This window comes from Verrucosispora sp. NA02020, from assembly GCF_013364215.1.
Lineage (GTDB): Bacteria > Actinomycetota > Actinomycetes > Mycobacteriales > Micromonosporaceae > Micromonospora.
Map to the genome: position 1 here is coordinate 2,964,047 of NZ_CP054923.1, position 16,553 is coordinate 2,980,599.

Sequence of the window (16,553 nt, forward strand, 5' to 3'; positions counted from 1 at the left end):
GATCTCAAGGTGATCTCACATGCTGCCTGCTCGTCACCCTGCGGAGTCCGCACCTGCGGCACAACTCGGCGTGGCCGCCGACCTCATCGCACTGTTGCGCGACACCACCACCGAGACCCGCGACGACCCCCAGTTGGAGGCACTGACCCTGGCCGTGGCCGCCGACCTGCCGGTGCTGCTCTGGGGTGAACCGGGAATCGGCAAGACCGCCGCGCTGACGCAACTCGCTGCCACCCTGGACCTTCCGCTCACCACGGTGATCGCCAGCGTCCACGAGCCGTCCGACTTCTCGGGACTCCCGGTCGTCGGTGACGACCCGGCGACCCAGGGTGTCCCGATGGCACCGCCGGACTGGGCCGTGCGTCTGGTCCGCAGTGGTCGCGGCCTGCTGTTCCTGGACGAACTGTCCACCGCCCCGCCGGCCGTGCAGTCCGCGTTGCTGCGTCTCGTGCTCGAACGGCGGATCGGCAGCCTGCACCTGCCGGCCGAGGTGCGGATCGTGGCCGCCGCCAATCCACGGTCCTCGGCCGCCGACGGCTGGGAACTGAGCGCACCGCTGGCCAACCGTTTCGTCCACCTGCAGTGGACCCATGACCAGCAGGTCGTCGTCCGTGGCCTCGGAGGCACGTGGCCTCGGGCGACGATGCCCCGACTCGATCCGCAGCGGCTGTCGGAGGCCGTCGCGTTCGCCCGTCGTGCGGTGTGCGGACTCCTGTCGACCCGCCCGGCCCTCGTCCACCGGCTGCCCACGAACGAGACCGGTCGTGGTGGTCCGTGGCCGTCGCCCCGCAGCTGGGAGATGGCCCTGCGCCTGCTCGCCTTCGCGACGGCGGCCGACGTCTCCCGGGACGTCCTGTCGATGCTGGTCCGAGGCGCCGTGGGCGACGGCCCGGGACTGGAACTCCTGGCCAGCATGGATCGGATGGACCTGCCGGATCCCGAGTCCCTGCTGGCCGACCCGGCCGCCGCCGTCCTGCCGCAGCGAGGCGACCTGCGCCAGAGCGTCCTCGACGCCGTGGTGGAGGCGGTGCGGCGGCGTCCCGAGCGAGCCCGCTGGGATGCTGCCTGGGAGTTGCTGGCCGGAGCGCTGGAGACCGGCGCCCCGGACCTGGTGGTCGTACCCGCCTCCACCCTCGCCCGACTCCGCCAGGAAGACTGGGACGTACCCGCCGCGATGGATCGGCTCACCGGGGTGGTGTCCCTGTCCCGGCGGGCCGACCAGGCGGCGGCCCGAGTCGCGGCCGCCGCAGGGACCGCTCGGTGAGCGCCGGAACGCTGGACCGGGACAAGTTGTTCACCGCCCGGCTGCACGCCGTCCGGGTCCGGCCCTATCTGGCGACGGCGCTGTTCGCTCTGCACGTGGTCGAAGCGCGACGGGTCCCGACGATGGCGGTGGACCCGCGATGGCGGTGCTACGTCTCACCGGCGTTCGTGGACCGGACCTCCGTGGAGGAACTCGCCGGTGTCTGGGTGCACGAGGTGTCACATCTGTTGCGGGACCACCATGGACGCGGCGACCGGGTGGCCCGGACGCGCGAGTTGACAGGGCCGGGGGAGCGACTGCGGATCAACATCGCCGCAGACTGCGAGATCAACGACGACGTCTTCGGCGACGGGCTGGCCCGTCCCGCAGGTGCGGTCGAACCGAGTCATCTGCTGTTGCCCGAGGGGCAGCTGATGGAGGACTACCTGCGACAGTTCCGACTCGGGCCGCGTACCCAGGACTGGGCGTGGCTGGACTGCGGCAGCGGTGCCGACGGACGGCACCGGGACTGGGATCTCGGACCGGACGGCGCACCCGCGCTGAGTCCGCATGAGTGCGACGCCGTGCGATTCCGGGTGGCCGAGGGCATCACCGGCCGACCGGGAAACGCCCCCCGGGGCTGGCGGCGGTGGGCGGAGCAGGCATTCCATCCACCACAACCGTGGCGGGACCTGTTGGGAGCGGCGGTCCGCTCGGCGGTCTCCGCAGCGGGCGTGGGCGAGGACTACACCTACGGCCGGCCGTCGCGGCGCTCCGCGAGCATGCCTGGTGTGGTCATGCCGGCGCTGCGGCGTCGGCCTCCACGGGTCTGCGTCATCATCGACACCTCCGGTTCGGTCAGCGACCTCGAACTGGGCGCGGCCCTGCTCGAGGTCGCCGCGATCGTCCGGTCCGTCGGCGGTCGCCGTGACCTGGTCACCGTGCTGCCCTGTGACGCGTCGGCGCAAGTGGTCCGTGCGATGTGCCGAGCCGAGGACATCCCGCTGGTGGGTGGAGGTGGTACGGACCTGCGCACCGGCTTCGTCCGCGCGCTTCGACAGAGTCCACGCCCGGACGCCATCGTGGTGCTGACCGACGGGCAGACGCCCTGGCCGGACTCGCGGCCGCCCTGCCGTACCGTCGTCGGGCGATTCGACCGCGCCGTCAGGTGGAACGAGGACGACCCGGACTACCGGCCGGACTCCCCGCCGGAGTGGGCGCGCGTGGTCACGATCGGATCCGCTCCCACCGCGCGGTGACCGGCGTCGGGGCGTGACGCCTTGCGCGTCGTGCAGCAGGCGCTGGAGCTGAACGAGAACAGCCGTGGTTCCACACTCTGGGCGTCGTGGATCGGAACGGGGGCATCCTGGTGGACGCGTTGACGTCCGCACGCACGTCCGCGGACCGCTGTCGTTACCGCCCGGCGCGGCGGTATCTGCCGGGGGAGGTGCCGTACCGGCGTTTGAAAGCGGCGGCGAACGCGAACTCCGACGTGTAGCCGACTCGCTCCGAGATGCCGCGCAGCGGCGTGTCGGACTGGTGGAGAAGCCGGGCGGCGGTGGTCATCCGCCACCAGGCCAGGTAGGTCATCGGCGGCTGGCCGAGCAGCGCGGTGAAACGGCGCGCGAACGGTGCTCGGGACAGCCCCGCCTCGGCGGCGAGTGCCGCGACGGTCCACGGCCGGGCGGGGTCGCTGTGGATGGCCCGTAGTGCGGCGGCGGTGGCCGAATCGTTGAGTGCGGCCGCCCAGCCCGTTGCCACGGTCGGCGAGGACGGGTTGCGGTCGAGCCAGGCACGCAGGATGTGCAGCAGCAGGGTGTCGAGTAGTGCCGGGATGATGGCGTCGGTGCCGAGGCGGGGCCGTTCCAGTTCGCTGGCGAGCAGGTCCACGGTGGCGCGTAGCTCCGGGTGTCGCCCGAGGTGCGCGGGCAGGTGAATGAGCGCGGGCAGGTCGTCGAGCAGCGGATGCGTATGGACCGGATCGAGTTCGTACGCGCCGCACAGGGTAACTGTGGCAGCGGCGTCGCCGACGTCCGAGACGTAGCGCGACAGGCCAGGGTCGTTCGGGTCGCAGGCGGGCGCGGTGGGTGAGGTCGTCGGGCTGTCGGCCAGCGTGTGGCCCGGACCGTGCGGCCGGAACACGATGTCCCCGGCGGCAAGCGGCACCGGGTCGGTGTCCGGTGCGATGAGCCAGCACGGCCCCTGGAGGACGATCTGGAAACCGGCGGAGCCGGGTACGGGTGCGAACCGCTGCGCCCACGGGGCGTACCACGCGATCCGCGCGGAGCGCGGCCGGCCGGCTCGCATGACCGTGATCACGTCGCTGAGTACGTCCATCGGGGCCAGGATATCGCCGCGAGGACGATCGAGTATGAATGGGGGACTACAGAGCATGGATCGTCTTCGGGCGCCGCCATAGGTTCGAGTGGTGAGAGCCATGCGAATCCACCAGTACGGCGATGCCTCGGTCATCCGGGAGGAGGACGTGCCGCGCCCGACGCCGGGCCGGAACGAGGTGCTGATCACGGTCGCCGCGACCTCGTTCAATCCGTCCGACATCGGGCTGCGCCGGGGACTGCTGCGTGCCGTCTTCCCGCTGGATCTGCCGTACACCCTCGGCGGGGATGTCGCCGGCACGATCGTCGAGCTCGGCGACGGTGTGGACACCCTCGCCGTGGGCGACCGGGTCGTCGGACGTCTCGACACGGGCGGTGCCGCGGCCGAGTTCGTCACCGCCGCCGCCGACACCGTCGTGGCGGCGCCCACCACCGTTCCCCTCCCGCACGCCGCCGCCATCCCCATCGCCGGTGTCACGGCCTGGCAGGCGGTGTTCGCGCACGCGGGCATCACTCCAGGGCAACGGGTACTGGTCAACGGAGCGGGCGGTGGCGTCGGCGGGTTCGTGGTCCAGCTCGCCAAGCACGTCGGTGCCCACGTCATCGCCACGGCCAGCCCGCGCAGTACCGCAGTGGTCCGTCACCTCGGAGCCGACGAGATCGTCGACTACACGAACACGCCCCTCCGTGACGCGCTCGATGGCCCGGTCGACGTGATCGTCAACGTCGTCGTGGTCGGTGCCGGGCACGCCGCGGCACTGATGTCGCTGGTGCGCCCAGGAGGCGTCGTCGTGTCCGCCGCCGGCGCGCTGACGGCACCCGCCGGGTCGGCGGTGAGGGCAGTACGCTTCGTGGCCCGCAACGACACCCGTCACCTCGCCGCCCTCGTCGCCCTGGTCGACGCCGGGGCCGTCCGTCTCGACATCGCTGCGTCGCGTCCTCTCGCCGACCTGGCCTCGGTGCACCGCGACGCCGAGGCCGGACACATCCGGGGCAAGACGATCCTTGTTCCGTGAGGTGGGCCGGGTAGCTCAGCTGGCGCCCAGCATCTCGGTGACCCGCGTGTAGAACGGGGCCGGGTCGTCGGCGAGGGACGCCTTCACCATCGCGGTCCAGTCGTCGACGATCACCTCGATCGACCCGGCGGCCAGCCCGTCGAGCGATCGACGCGGGACGTCACGGGGGTCGATCTTGGGTCCGTCGTAGTCGGCCGTGATGTCCGTGTCGGCGGCACCGAGGAGTACGCCCTGGACCAGAGTGCCCTGGGCGGCCAGTTCGAGGCGTACACCGTTCGTCATGTTCCACTCGGCGGCCTTGGCGGCGGAGTACGCGCCGGTACCCGGGCCGGCGAACCACGACAGTGCCGAGAGCACGTTCACGATCGCGCCACCGCCGTTCGCGGCGAGTACGGGGGTGAACTCGCGGATCACGTCGAGGGTGCCCCAGAAGTGCGTGTCCATCTCGCGGCGGACCTCGGCGATCTCACCGGTGACGAGCGGGGCGCCGGTCGCGATGCCGGCGTTGTTGACGAGAAGCGTGACGTCACGCGCGGCTGCTGCGGCGGCGACGACGGACTCGTGGTCGAGCAGGTCGAGTCGCAGCGGCACCACGCGGCTGTCGGCGAAGCCGAGGCTCTCGGGGCGACGGGCCGTCGCGTACACCCTGCGCGCTCCGCGTTCGAGCAGCTCGAGCACGAACTGGCGGCCGATTCCACGGTTGGATCCGGTGACGAGGGCGATCTGGTCGGCGATGTTCATGGGTTCCGTGCTCCCTGCCTGGTCATCTCGGGATGGGGTGGGACCGTGTCCGGCCCGACGTCGACTACGGTAAAAGCTGACGTTGACGTCAAGGGCAAGTCGGATTGTGGAGCCGAAGGAGGACGTGGATGCGGATCGGTGACGTCGCGCGGCGCTCCGGCGTGAGTACGCGAGCGCTGCGGTACTACGAGGAGCAGGGTCTGCTCACGTCGGAGCGGAGCCCCAGGGGCCAGCGCACCTATCCCGAATCAGCCGTCGAACGGGTCCGGTTGATCCAACAGTTCTTCGCCGCCGGTGTGCCCAGCCGGTCCATCCTGCAGCTGATGCCCTACGTCGACGCCGGACACGGATCGCGCGAGGCGTTCGCGCTGCTGGCCGTCGAACGTGACCGGATCACCGCCGCCATGGCCGACCTCGCCGCCGCCCGCGACGCCCTCGACCGCATGATCGACATCGCGAACCACCCGACCGCCGAACACTGTCCTGCGCTGCGTGAGCCGCCCTGGACGCCGCACCACCCCGGCGATGCGGCCACGCCGGTCGCCCCTGACCGTGACGCGCCGGGACGTCTCATGGCCGGCAACCAGACGACCGTCTCCGCCGGCCGGGCGACCTGACCTGTCACAGGTCGTTTCGTTACGGCTGGAGCAAGCCGGCAACAGAAGCCTAAAGCAACCGCAACCATCGATGGCTCATCCTTCCCTAGCCTGGGTGTCGCACCGAACCCGGTGCATCACAAGGGATACCGCGCACCGTCGTCCACATTGGACTGTGTGCGGCATGCGCCGGCCGCTGCCACGGCCGGCCCAGGAAGGAGCAGCCACGTGAGGCTCACCCACCTCGCCACCCGCCGCCGGCTCGGTATTCTGGGCGCCGCCACGCTCGCGGGTGCACTACTCGCCACGGCCGGGGTCAACCCGGCGGCGGCCACGCCGGTCACCGGCACCATTCTCGGCGCCGACCTGCCGACCGCCGTCGCGGGCAGCTACATCGTCGTACTCAAGGACGGGCAGCAGCTCACCCGTGCCGGCGCGGAGCGTGTCACCACCCGGTACGGCGGTGGCCAGGTCGACCGGCTCTACGGGCGGACGGTCAACGGCTACTCCGCCACCCTCACCGAGCGGGCCGCCCGTCGGCTGGCGGCCGACCCGACCGTCGCCTACGTCGAGCAGAACCAGCGGGTACAGGCGCTGGCGACCCAGCCGAATCCGCCGTCCTGGGGTCTCGACCGCATCGACCAGCGGAACCTGCCGCTGAACCAGTCGTTCACCTACGGTCCGAGCAACGGGGTGCGGATCTACGTGGTCGACACCGGAGTCCGGATCAGCCACCAGGACTTCGGCGGCCGGGCGGTGCACGGCTACGACGCAGTCGACAACGACTACAACACCGACGACGGTAACGGGCACGGCACCTTCGTCGCCTCGGTCGCCGCCGGGAGCGCCTACGGGGTGGCCAAGAACGCCACCGTCGTCGGGGTCCGGGTGCTCAACAACAGCGGTTCCGGCACCACGGCCGGTGTCATCGCCGGTGTCGACTGGGTTACCGCGAATGCGACCCGGCCGGCGGTGGCCAACCTGAGCCTCGGCGGTGGCGCCAGCACCACCCTCGACGCTGCGGTCCGGCGATCCATCAACGCGGGCATCACCTACGCCATCGCCGCGGGCAACTCCGGTGTACCGGCCACCGGCACCTCACCGGCCCGGGTCACCGAGGCGCTGACCGTCGGTGCCACCGACCGCACCGACACCCGGCCGACCTGGTCCAACTACGGCACCGCGCTGGACCTGTTCGCCCCGGGTGTGTCGATCACCGCCGCGTGGCGGACCAGCAACACCGCCACGTACACCGGTAGCGGCACCTCGTTCGCCGCCCCGCACGTGGCCGGCGCCGCCGCGATCTACCTGCGGAACAACCCGTCGGCGTCGCCGGCGACCGTGAACGCGGCGATCGTCGCCGCCGCTACCCCGAACGTCGTCGTCAACCCCGGAGCCGGCTCACCCAACCGCCTGCTCTACATCGGCACCTTCGGGAGCTGATCGCGAGGCGACCGTCCGCGCCGTGACCCGGTGCGGACGGTCGTCCTGTCGCCAGAACCGCCCGCCGTCGACCGACGCGTGTGGGCCAGGAACCTGCACCTGCTGTGCCAACGGGGTGCGGTGGGCTCGGACGGGCGGGACATCCCGTCACCGCCTGGTGTCGGACGGCAGGGAGGCGCGGTCAGCGGCCTGCCGACCGGACTCCCAACCGTCGCGGCTGTCCACCCGGATGGCCCGGGACCGGACCGTGTCCGGGAAGACCCGTCGCATGGTCTCGCGGATCTGCTCGTCCCGCGCGGCGAGCACCGGAAGCAGGTCGCTCGCGTCGCTCGCTCCGTTCCCGTCCCGTCGATCGGTGGCCTGCGCCAACGCGACCTGCGCCGCGGCGGTCAGCCGTTCGTCGATCCGGTCGGCGAAGGCCACCAGGAACGACTGACGGTACGCCTTCAACCGGCTCCGACCGGCCTTACCGCCCGGCGGCTCGGTCCGGGCCATCGCCTGGTGCGCCTGCACCAGCAGCGAGGTGTAGAGCAGGTCCACCGCGTCGATGTCGGTGTCGAACCCGAAGACGGTGCTGAACGCCAGTTCCGGCGACCAGACCGTGTGGCAGCGGTTCGCCTTGGCGACGGCGGCCAGCAGGGACGCCTTCTCCCCGTCGTGCGGGTGGTCCACGCCGATCCGGCGCGCGTACGGCACCACCGGTGACGCGTCACCGCTCCGCGCTGCCAGCAGCGCCTCGTCCAGGCTGTGCCGGGTGACCAGTTCCTGCGCCTTGGCGGTGTACGCCTGCGCCTCGGCCGGAAAGGTCGTCGACTCCGCCTTGGCCAGCAGGGCGCGTACCCGGTCCAGCAGCCGGGTGTCGATCCGGGACGATCCCGGCCCGGCGACGGGTGCGGCGGCGGACCCGGGCGGCGGGACGAGTACCTCGATCGGCGGGAGCGCGGCCAGGATGGCGAGCAGGCCCAACACCAGATCGAGTACGGCCACCCGGTCGAGCCGCCAGCGGGCCACGAGCGCGTCGACATACCTGGCGTCGTCCGCCCACCAGACCTGCGCCCCGAGGGCGTCCGCCTGCGCCAGCCACCGCCGGTCGACCGTGGTCCGGGGAAACCGTCGCAGGTACGCGGCGACCGCGTCGGTCACCAGGTCGGCCTGGCGCGGCAGGCCCCGCCGCGCGACCACCCGGTGCAGCTCGGCCGGCTGCCATCCGCCCCGCCACAGCCGCGCGAACGCCTCGTCCCTCGCCGCCACCAGCGCCGGGTCGACGTCGACCGACGGTGTGACGGTGAGCGCGTCCAGCCCCGCCTCGTAGTCGACCGCCCCGGCGAGAACCGCCCTGATCCGTTCCCGCACAGATGTCACCAGCCCAAGCCTACGGAGCCCGCAGTCGGACGTACGCGGCAACGGGCGGGCTCGACATGATCGAGCCCGCCCGTTTCATCTGGCGCTCAGACGTGTAGGACCCGGCTGCGCAGCTTGGAGACCTGCGTACCGACGGGGCCAGTCATGATCATCTGGCCGCGAGGCGGAACTGCTGGTTGGTCTGTCCGTGGCAGTCGTAGAGCTGGATCTGGGCGCCGTTGGTGGTGTTCCAGGCGTCGAGGCAGCGGCCGGATTGGACGCCGCTGATGGTGCCGTTGGTGTTGATGTTCCATTGCTGGTTGGTCTGGCTGTGGCAGGCGTAGATCTGGACGGCGGCGCTGTTGCCGGTGCCGGCGGCGTCGAGGCACATGTCGCCGTAGACGCGGAGTTGCTTGGTGCTGGTGTTGTAGGTCCAGGTCTGGTTGGTCTGCCGGTTGCAGTCGTAGAGCTGGACGCGGGTGCCGTTGGTGCGTGACGAGTTGGGGACGTCGACGCACCGGCCGGACTGCGTACCGACGATCTCGCTGGCGGAGCCGGGCGGCGGCGTGGTGGGCGGCGGCGTCGTCGGCCCGGGCGTGGTGGGGGTCGGCGTCGGCGTACCGGTCGGCGGCGGCAACAACGGGCACGTGTTGCGGTAGGTGACCACCCCGCTGTTGTCCACCAGCGGGCAGAGGAACTGGGTGTACCGGGCGTCGTTGTCGACGAACGTCTTCAGGAACGGCAGCATGGTCCGGATCAGCACCGGGTTCGACCGGCCGACCATGAATCCGTGGTCGCCACCGGCGACCTCCAGGTAGACGCTCTCCGTCGTGGCCGGAATGCTGTTGTACAGACCGAGCGCGTACGACGGGGTGACCACCGTGTCCGCCTGTCCGGAGATGATCATCGTGGGCACCCGGTCGTTGGCCAGATTCGACGACGGCGAGTACGGCGTGATGCCGGCCACCGCCTTCAGCGACGGGCGTCGCATCGCGGCGCTCAGCGCCCCGCCGCCGCCCATCGAGTGACCCGCGACGGCCAGCCGGTTCGGGTCGACCCGGTTGCGGACCGTGCTCTGCTGCGTCAGGTAGTCCAGAGCGGCGAGCAACTGGGTGCCGCGCGCCGTGTCGAAGTCGTTGCGGCTGTTGGTCTCGATGCCGATCACCACGAAACCGTGTGAGGCCAGCCACGGTCCCATCCACGCCAGTTCGGCGGAGAACAGCGCGGTGTATCCCGGCGAGATCGCGATGGCACCGAAGGTGCCCTGACTGGTGTCGGTCGGGTAGTAGATCCGACCGCCGTTGAAGCCGTTCCCGGACGGGACGCTGACCGACGTGTTGGCGAAGGGGCCGTTCTCGGCCGCGACGCTGTTCCGGGTGGGGTCCGGACCCCGCTGGTACGGGTTGTCGGCGGCCGACGCCGACCCGGTCGCCATGGTGATGGTGAGCAAGCCGACGGCGGCGGCGAGTCCGGCGGTGGCGAGCGTGAACAGCCGTCCCCGAACGCCGGGGGACGCTCGGTGAGCGTCAGTGATCCCCGAGGGCGGGGGAGGGGGCGCATGTCCTCGCACTGTCGATACCTCCTGGTGGTGGGGGTGGGTGTGGGATGGGCGGGTCCGGTATGCACCGGACCCGCCCGCGCCGGCTGTGCCCTAGCCGGACCTGCGCGCGGTCAGCGTTGCAGGGTGAGTAGTCCGGGGCGGTAGGGCAGGAGGCCGTAGTCGCCGCCGGAGTTGGGTGAACGGCCCTGGTAGAGCAGTTGCAGGTTGCAGGCGTTCACGGTCATGGTCTGGTCGGCGTTGGTGCGCAGTAGTTCGCCGTGGCTGATGTCGTTGGTCCAGGTGGCGCCGCTGTTGGCCTTACCGGCGAAGGGGTTGCTCTCGGTGGCGGCCTGGGGGGTCCAGGTGCCGCCGAGGCTGGTGGCGGTGAAGGAGCGGAAGTAGCGTCCCTGGGAGCCGATGGCCTCGACGAGCATGAGGTACCGGTTCTCGCCCTGGAGTTTGTAGACCTGTACGCCTTCGAAGAGGTTGTTGGTGGTGTCGGTCATGATCGTGGTGTAGTTGGAGCCGAAGCTGCCGGGGAAGTTCCCGATCGGCATGCTGGCCCGGTAGATGCGGCCGTTGTCACCGGCGAAGAACAGATACATGTTCTGGCTGTCACCGATGAGAGCCTGGTCGATCGGACCGGTGCCGGAGTTGGAGATGGATCCGGTGAACAGGGTCTGCGCCGGCCCCCAACTGTTCACGTCCGCCGGGTTGGTCGACGTGCGGTAGGAGAACGCCGGGCCGCCCCACTGGTAGGCCAGAACGAAGAAGAGGTACATGTTCTGGCTGTCGCCGATGAGGGCCTGGTCGATGGGGCCGGTGCCGGAGTTGGAGATGGATCCGGTGAACAGGGTCTGCGCCGGTCCCCAACTGTTGACGTTCGTGGGGTTGGTGGAGGTGCGGTAGGAGAAGGCGGGGCCGCCCCACTGGTAGGCGAGGACCCAGACGTTGCGGGGTGCGAAGTAGAACAGTGAGGGGGCGACGGCGGAGAACGGCATGGCGTTCTGGCTGGCCGAGCCCATCTGGTTCCAGTTCGAGAAGAGGCCGAAGTTCATCGACCCCCAGCTGGTGCCGGTGTCGTGGGTGGTGGCGTAGACGAGCTGCTGGCCGTTGTAGGGGGCGTGGGTGAAGTCCTTCAACGACACCCACCCCGACCGCGGCTGCGCCAACGCGCCGGTCGAGGACCACCGGTACGACGAGGGCAGCGAGCAGTTACCCGACGGCGGCGGCGTGGTCGGGGGCGGCGTGGTCGGGGGCGGCGTGCTGGGCGGCGGGGTCGTCGGGGTCGTGCCTCCGTTGCAGGCCACCCCGTTCAGGGCGAAGTTGGTCGGTGCCGGGTTGCTGCTCGTCCAGGAGCCGTTGAACCCGAAGGACACCGAGCCGTTGGTCGGGATCGAGCCGTTGTAGCTGACGTTCCTCGCGGTCACCGCCGCACCGCTCTGCGTCAGCGTGGTGTTCCACGACTGCGTCACCGTCTGCCCGGCGCCGAAGGACCACGTCAACGTCCAACTGGTCAACGGATCACCGAGATTCGTGATCGAGACGTTGGCGCCGAATCCACCCTGCCACTGCGACGCCACGGAGTACGTGACCGAACAACCTGCCGCTGCGGCGCCGGCCGGCGGTGCGACGACGGCCACTGCCGACGTCGCCAGAATCGCCACACCGGCCGACGCCAGACTGGCATTGACCATTCTGGATCTAGCCATAAAGCATCCTTCCCAGCACGGAGTAGACCAACGCATTTGCGAGGGTCATTGTTAGGTGAGCGTTAACATGCGTGTCAGGGATGCTACGGGAGCGCTCCCAACGCCTCAACCTTTGACGGCGATGGATACATTCGGGTTTTCGCACCCACCGCGACCGGTGCAGACGCCCACCCACGCCTGGGTACGCGTACTCACCGCACTCCGGTTCGCGCGCTCAGGTGTCCACGCGTCGACGCGAACAGGATGGCCACATGGCCGAACTGCCGCACCGACACATCGCCCTGGGTACCGCCGAGTCGCCGCTGCCGGCACTGGCCGCGCGGTGCCGACAGACGACGCTGGCGACCGGCGGCCGGGCGGTCGCCGCACTGACCCGCCTCGCCGGTCGCCACCCCGCCGGATGGCGTTGGCTGGCCCGGCGGCACCACCCGCTCCTGGACCGGCTGGCGGCGGCGAACGCCCAGGCGGTCTGCGAACGGGCCGCCCGGCAGGTCCCCGCGTACCGGTCCTTCCTGCGCACCCGCCCGGCCCGCACCCGCCGCCGCCTGGCCGACTTCCCGGAGACCGACAAGCACGGGTACGTGACCGCCTACGGCGCCGCCGCACGGTGCTGGCACGGACGCATGCCGTCCCGAGGTGTGGTGGTCGACGAGTCGGCCGGCTCGTCCGGGCGGCCGTTCAACTGGCCCCGGGGGGACCAGGAACTGCGCGCGGTGCACCGGGACATCGCCGGCTACACCGGACTCGTCTTCCCGATGCGTCGACCGTTCGTCATCAACGCGTACTCGATGGGGGCCTGGGCCACCGGGACCACGACCGGCGCGGCGATGTCCCGGATCGCGGTCGTGAAGAACACCGGGCCGGACCTCGGGAAGATCGTCGACACGCTGCACGAGTTCGGCCCCGACTACGACTACCTGGTGACCGCCTACCCGCCGTTCCTCAAGCACCTGCGGGACCGGCTCGACGCCGGTGGCTTCGAGTGGGGAAAGTACCGCGTCTTCGCCAGTTGCGGGGGCGAGGGCATGACCGAGGCGCTGCGCGACTACCTGGAGCAGCGGTTCGCCCTGGTCCGCTCCGCGTACGGGGCGTCGGACCTGACCATCGGCATCGGTGCCGAGACCCGGTTCACGGTGTGGCTGCGGCGGCGGTTGCAGACCGACCGTGGGCTGCGGGCCGAGCTGCTCGGCGCCGACGAGCAGCGGTTGCCGATGGTGTTCCAGTACAACCCGTTCGCCACCTATCTGGAGACGAACGACCGTCGGGAGCTGGTGTGCACGGTCACCGGCGACGTACTCCAGCCCCGGCTGCGCTACAACGTCGGCGACGAGGCGGTGCTGGTGCCGTACCAGCGGATCGTGGAGTTGGCGCACGCCGACCCGGTCCGCCGGGCCGAGTTCCGCACGGCCGTCTCGGTGGAGCGGATGACCCTGCCGGTGCTGCTGCTGTTCGGCCGGCGCGACTCCACCGTCTCCTACCTGGGGGCCAACCTGTACCCCCAGGACGTCGAGTACGGCCTCTACACCGGCAACCCGCACGCCGCCGAGATCAACCGCTTCTGCCTGACCCTGGTCGAGGACGCGTCGCTGGAGACCCGACCCGTGATCCACATCGAACTGCGCCGCCCGCTGGCCGCGCCGGAGCGCGACGCACTCGTCGCCGCCTGCCGCAGCGGGGTACGCCGGCATCTCACCTCCGTCTCCCGGGACTTCGCGCAGTCGCTGCTCGAAGACCCGACCGCCGGTGACCTGCGGGTGGAGCTGCACGAGCCGGGAAGTGGCCCGTTCGCCGGCGAACAGAAGATCAAGAACGTCTACCTGGTGAGGTGATCATGCGTACCCGTGACTTCTCCCGCGCGCCCGCGCAGGCCCGCGCCGGCGCCATGTTCATCGGCGGGACCCGCTACGCCAACCCGCTGGTGCTGCTGCGGCTCGCCCCGGACTGGTTCCGGATGGTCCGCGACATGCGCCGGATGTCCGGCTACTGCTGGCACACCGTCTACTGGCAGTTCCCCCTCACGCTCGGCACGATCGCGTTCTTCACCGACCGCGACGCGATGCTGCGCTTCGCGCGGACCCGTCACCACCGGCGGTTGATGGTGTGGCTGACCGACGGCACCCGCAACGCCACCGCCGGGTTCATCCGGCTCTACTCGGCCTCGCCGGACGGGTACTCCAACGGCACCTGGCGGGCCGAAGCGCCGGAGATGGGCCACATCGAGACGTTCACTCCGCTCGGCGCGGAGACGACCGGCCCGGCGGTGATCCGGTGAGTTCCGGTGCGTACCGCTTCGAACGGGTCACCTGCCGCCGTGGGCTGCGGGAGTTCCTCGGGCTCGCCGACCGCCTCTACGCCGACGAGCCGCGCCACGTGCCCATCCCCCGCCAGCAGATCCGGCAGTGGTGGCAGGACGGCATACCGATGTACGTGCTGCGGGACGCCGCCGGCACGGTGGTCGGACGGACCACCCTGCACATCGACGCGGCCTTCGACGCCAAGATCGGCCGCCGGTGCCAGCTCTTCGGGCTGACCGAGTTCACCGCCCCGGCCGCCCGACCGCTGTTCGACGCGATCTCCGCGCACGCCGATCCCGACCGGGACCTGCTCTTCGGCCCGGTGGCGCTGCTGCCCAACCAGGCCGGTGGCGTGATCACCTCCGGGTACGCGGAACGCGGCTTCGTCGACAGCGCCTGGAACCCGGCGCACTACGCCGCCGCCTACGAGGCGTACGGGTTCCAGCGCCGGTTCGAGTCCGACACCTGGATCTGCCCGGTGCCCACCCCGGCCGAGCCGGCGCCCCCGGTGCGCGTGGATCCGGACGGGGCGCGGATCGAGCTGCACCGGGGCGACGTACGGCGTCTCGACGACCAACTCGACCTGCTTCGCGGCATGCTGAACGACTCCTTCGCCCAGCTCGGGTACTACACCCCGATCTGCGCCTGGCAGCTCCGGCGGCAGACCGACGGGCTGGCGTACCTGCTGGACGAGTCACTGCTGCTCTATCTGACGCGGGACGGTCAGCCGGTGGCGTTCACGCTCTGCGTACCGGACATCAGCGAGTTCATGGTGGCGGTCCGGGGCGACCTGCACCTGGTCAACCAGATCCGGCTGCTCGGCACCCGCCGCCGCTACCGGCGGGAGGCGGTGCTGATCGTCAAGGGCGTGGTCCCGGAGTACCAGGGGCGCGGCTACCAGCGGCTGCTCTCCACGCACCTGCACCACAACCTGCACACCGCCGGCTACACCGCGCTGCGCAGCACCTACGTCGGTCGGGACAACCCGGCGTCGGCGGCCCAGTACCGGCGGCTCGGTGGCCGCCCGCTGCACGGCTACACCTTCTATGCCAAGGAGCGGTAGGTGGACGTCGCCGCGTTCCGCGCGCTCGAACCACTGTGCTGGCGGGCGCCGAGCGCACACAACACCCAGCCGTGGCGGCTGCGCTACGAGCCCGGACAGATCCGGGTCGGGTGGGACCCGGCGTACACCCTGCCGGCGGCCGACCCCACCGGCCGCGACCTGCGCCTCTCCCTGGGCGCGTTCGTGGAGACCTGCCTGATCGTCGCCGCCGACGCCGGCCTGCCGATGGAGTACGTCGCCGACCACGACGACCCGTGGGTGGGGCGGTTCCGGTCGGCGCCGAGCCGCTACCCGACGCCCTTCCGCACCACCGAGGTCTGGGATCGGCGTACCCATCGGGGCGGTTTCGTCGGCGGGCCGGACAGCGACGCGCTCGCGGCGGTGGACGCGGTCGCCCGGCAGGCCGGCGGCGGCGTCCGGACCGTGCCGCGCGCCGACCGCCTCGGCGGCCTGCTGCGCGAGGCCGACCGGCAGGTGTACGCGGACCCGGCGGTCGTCGCCGAGCTGCGCCGCTGGCTACGCCTGACCCCGGCGCATCCCGACTACCACGCCGACGGACTCACCGACCGCTGCCTCGGGTTGTCCCGTCCTGCCGCGACCGGGCTGCGCGCGGCGCTGGCCAGCTATCCGGCGCTGCGCCGGCTGTGGCTGCCGAGGCTGCTCGCCGCCGCCGACGATCCGCTCGCCCGAGGCGGCGACGTGGTGGTCCTCATCGCCCCGGCGGCCCTGGACCCGGCCGGGCAGGTGGAGTTCGGGCGGGTGCTGCTGCGCTGCTGGTTGACGCTGCACGCGGCCGGGCTGGCGGCGCACCCGCTGAGCCAGCTCGTCGACGTCGCGGCCACCCGGTCGGCGCTCGGCGCGCTCCTGGACGTCGCGCCGGAGCGGCTGCTGCACGTCACCCGGGTGGGCCGCCCCACCCACCCGGCACCCCGCTCCGCCCGCCGCCCAGATGTAAGGAAGGGACCCTTGTAATACACCAGGCGTTAGTAGGGGGCCCTTCCTTGCACACCTCGGGCGCGGCCCGGCGCGACATCCGGGTTGCGGACGGCCGCCTCGGAGGCGACGCGTCGCAACATTGACATCGATCGTTGACGCGGCATACATTCAGGCCGATCTGGCAAGCGCTTTCACCACCGCCCCCGTCCCGGGCGCAACTGGGCGGCCCCCGCCGCGCCATGGGAGCGCTCCCGTCTCTGCGTCGTCACCGACGGCAGGTCGATGCATCCCA

Annotated in this window: 14 protein-coding genes; 9 read left to right on the forward strand and 5 right to left on the reverse strand. The window is 71.1% G+C overall.

Annotated elements, in window-relative coordinates:
• Positions 1-19 precede the first annotated feature (19 nt).
• Together HUT12_RS12935 and HUT12_RS12940 are read left to right on the forward strand one after the other, a co-directional pair.
• On the forward strand, positions 20-1,264 hold the full coding sequence (locus HUT12_RS12935; protein ID WP_131053554.1) for a MoxR family ATPase: 1,245 nt from the start codon (positions 20-22) through the stop codon (positions 1,262-1,264).
• Positions 1,261-2,502: a VWA-like domain-containing protein gene (locus HUT12_RS12940; RefSeq protein ID WP_176093525.1), complete on the forward strand. Its 1,242-nt coding sequence runs from the start codon at positions 1,261-1,263 to the stop codon at positions 2,500-2,502. The genes HUT12_RS12935 and HUT12_RS12940 overlap by 4 nt, the downstream gene beginning before the upstream one ends.
• Positions 2,503-2,656: 154 nt before the next feature.
• On the opposite strand, the gene HUT12_RS12945 is transcribed toward HUT12_RS12940, so the two are convergent.
• The gene (locus tag HUT12_RS12945; RefSeq protein ID WP_176093526.1) at positions 2,657-3,580 is read right to left on the reverse strand and encodes an AraC family transcriptional regulator; all 924 of its coding nucleotides are present in this window, start codon (positions 3,578-3,580) and stop codon (positions 2,657-2,659) included.
• A gap of 100 nt (positions 3,581-3,680) precedes the next feature.
• Here HUT12_RS12945 and HUT12_RS12950 point away from each other — a divergent pair, with 100 nt between their 5' ends.
• Positions 3,681-4,595, forward strand: coding sequence for an NADP-dependent oxidoreductase (locus HUT12_RS12950; RefSeq protein WP_176093527.1), 915 nt, complete (start codon positions 3,681-3,683; stop codon positions 4,593-4,595).
• A 15-nt stretch (positions 4,596-4,610) separates the two neighbouring features.
• Here HUT12_RS12950 and HUT12_RS12955 read toward each other — a convergent pair whose 3' ends face one another.
• Positions 4,611-5,336, reverse strand: coding sequence for an SDR family oxidoreductase (locus HUT12_RS12955; protein WP_131053558.1), 726 nt, complete (start codon positions 5,334-5,336; stop codon positions 4,611-4,613).
• A 128-nt stretch (positions 5,337-5,464) separates the two neighbouring features.
• Here HUT12_RS12955 and HUT12_RS12960 point away from each other — a divergent pair, with 128 nt between their 5' ends.
• Together HUT12_RS12960 and HUT12_RS12965 are read left to right on the forward strand one after the other, a co-directional pair.
• Positions 5,465-5,953 (forward strand): MerR family transcriptional regulator, encoded by a 489-nt coding sequence (locus HUT12_RS12960; protein ID WP_176093528.1) that lies wholly within the window; start codon positions 5,465-5,467, stop codon positions 5,951-5,953.
• 207 nt (positions 5,954-6,160) lie between these two features.
• On the forward strand, positions 6,161-7,375 hold the full coding sequence (locus HUT12_RS12965) for a S8 family peptidase (RefSeq protein WP_131053560.1): 1,215 nt from the start codon (positions 6,161-6,163) through the stop codon (positions 7,373-7,375).
• 147 nt (positions 7,376-7,522) lie between these two features.
• Here the strand turns inward: HUT12_RS12965 and HUT12_RS12970 are convergent, their stop codons facing one another.
• The 3 genes from HUT12_RS12970 to HUT12_RS12980 all read right to left on the reverse strand — a co-directional run bounded on the left by HUT12_RS12970 (position 7,523) and on the right by HUT12_RS12980 (position 11,968).
• Positions 7,523-8,737 (reverse strand): DUF2786 domain-containing protein, encoded by a 1,215-nt coding sequence (locus HUT12_RS12970; protein WP_254876802.1) that lies wholly within the window; start codon positions 8,735-8,737, stop codon positions 7,523-7,525.
• A gap of 148 nt (positions 8,738-8,885) precedes the next feature.
• Positions 8,886-10,151 (reverse strand): ricin-type beta-trefoil lectin domain protein, encoded by a 1,266-nt coding sequence (locus tag HUT12_RS12975; protein ID WP_254876803.1) that lies wholly within the window; start codon positions 10,149-10,151, stop codon positions 8,886-8,888.
• Between the two features lie 236 nt (positions 10,152-10,387).
• Positions 10,388-11,968: a non-reducing end alpha-L-arabinofuranosidase family hydrolase gene (locus HUT12_RS12980; protein ID WP_176093530.1), complete on the reverse strand. Its 1,581-nt coding sequence runs from the start codon at positions 11,966-11,968 to the stop codon at positions 10,388-10,390.
• 251 nt (positions 11,969-12,219) lie between these two features.
• Between HUT12_RS12980 and HUT12_RS12985 the strand changes: the two genes are divergently transcribed.
• Genes HUT12_RS12985 through HUT12_RS13000 form a run of 4 tightly spaced genes read left to right on the forward strand, consistent with a single transcriptional unit; the run spans position 12,220 to position 16,297 of the window.
• Positions 12,220-13,797: a phenylacetate--CoA ligase family protein gene (locus HUT12_RS12985; protein WP_176093531.1), complete on the forward strand. Its 1,578-nt coding sequence runs from the start codon at positions 12,220-12,222 to the stop codon at positions 13,795-13,797.
• Positions 13,798-13,799: 2 nt separating this feature from the next.
• Positions 13,800-14,240, forward strand: a complete 441-nt coding sequence (locus HUT12_RS12990; protein WP_176093532.1) for a DUF4188 domain-containing protein — start codon at positions 13,800-13,802, stop codon at positions 14,238-14,240.
• The gene (locus HUT12_RS12995) at positions 14,237-15,325 is read left to right on the forward strand and encodes a hypothetical protein (RefSeq protein ID WP_176093533.1); all 1,089 of its coding nucleotides are present in this window, start codon (positions 14,237-14,239) and stop codon (positions 15,323-15,325) included. Before HUT12_RS12990 ends, HUT12_RS12995 begins: the two co-directional genes overlap by 4 nt.
• Positions 15,326-16,297, forward strand: coding sequence for a nitroreductase (locus HUT12_RS13000; protein WP_176093534.1), 972 nt, complete (start codon positions 15,326-15,328; stop codon positions 16,295-16,297).
• The last annotated feature ends 256 nt before the right edge of the window (positions 16,298-16,553 follow it).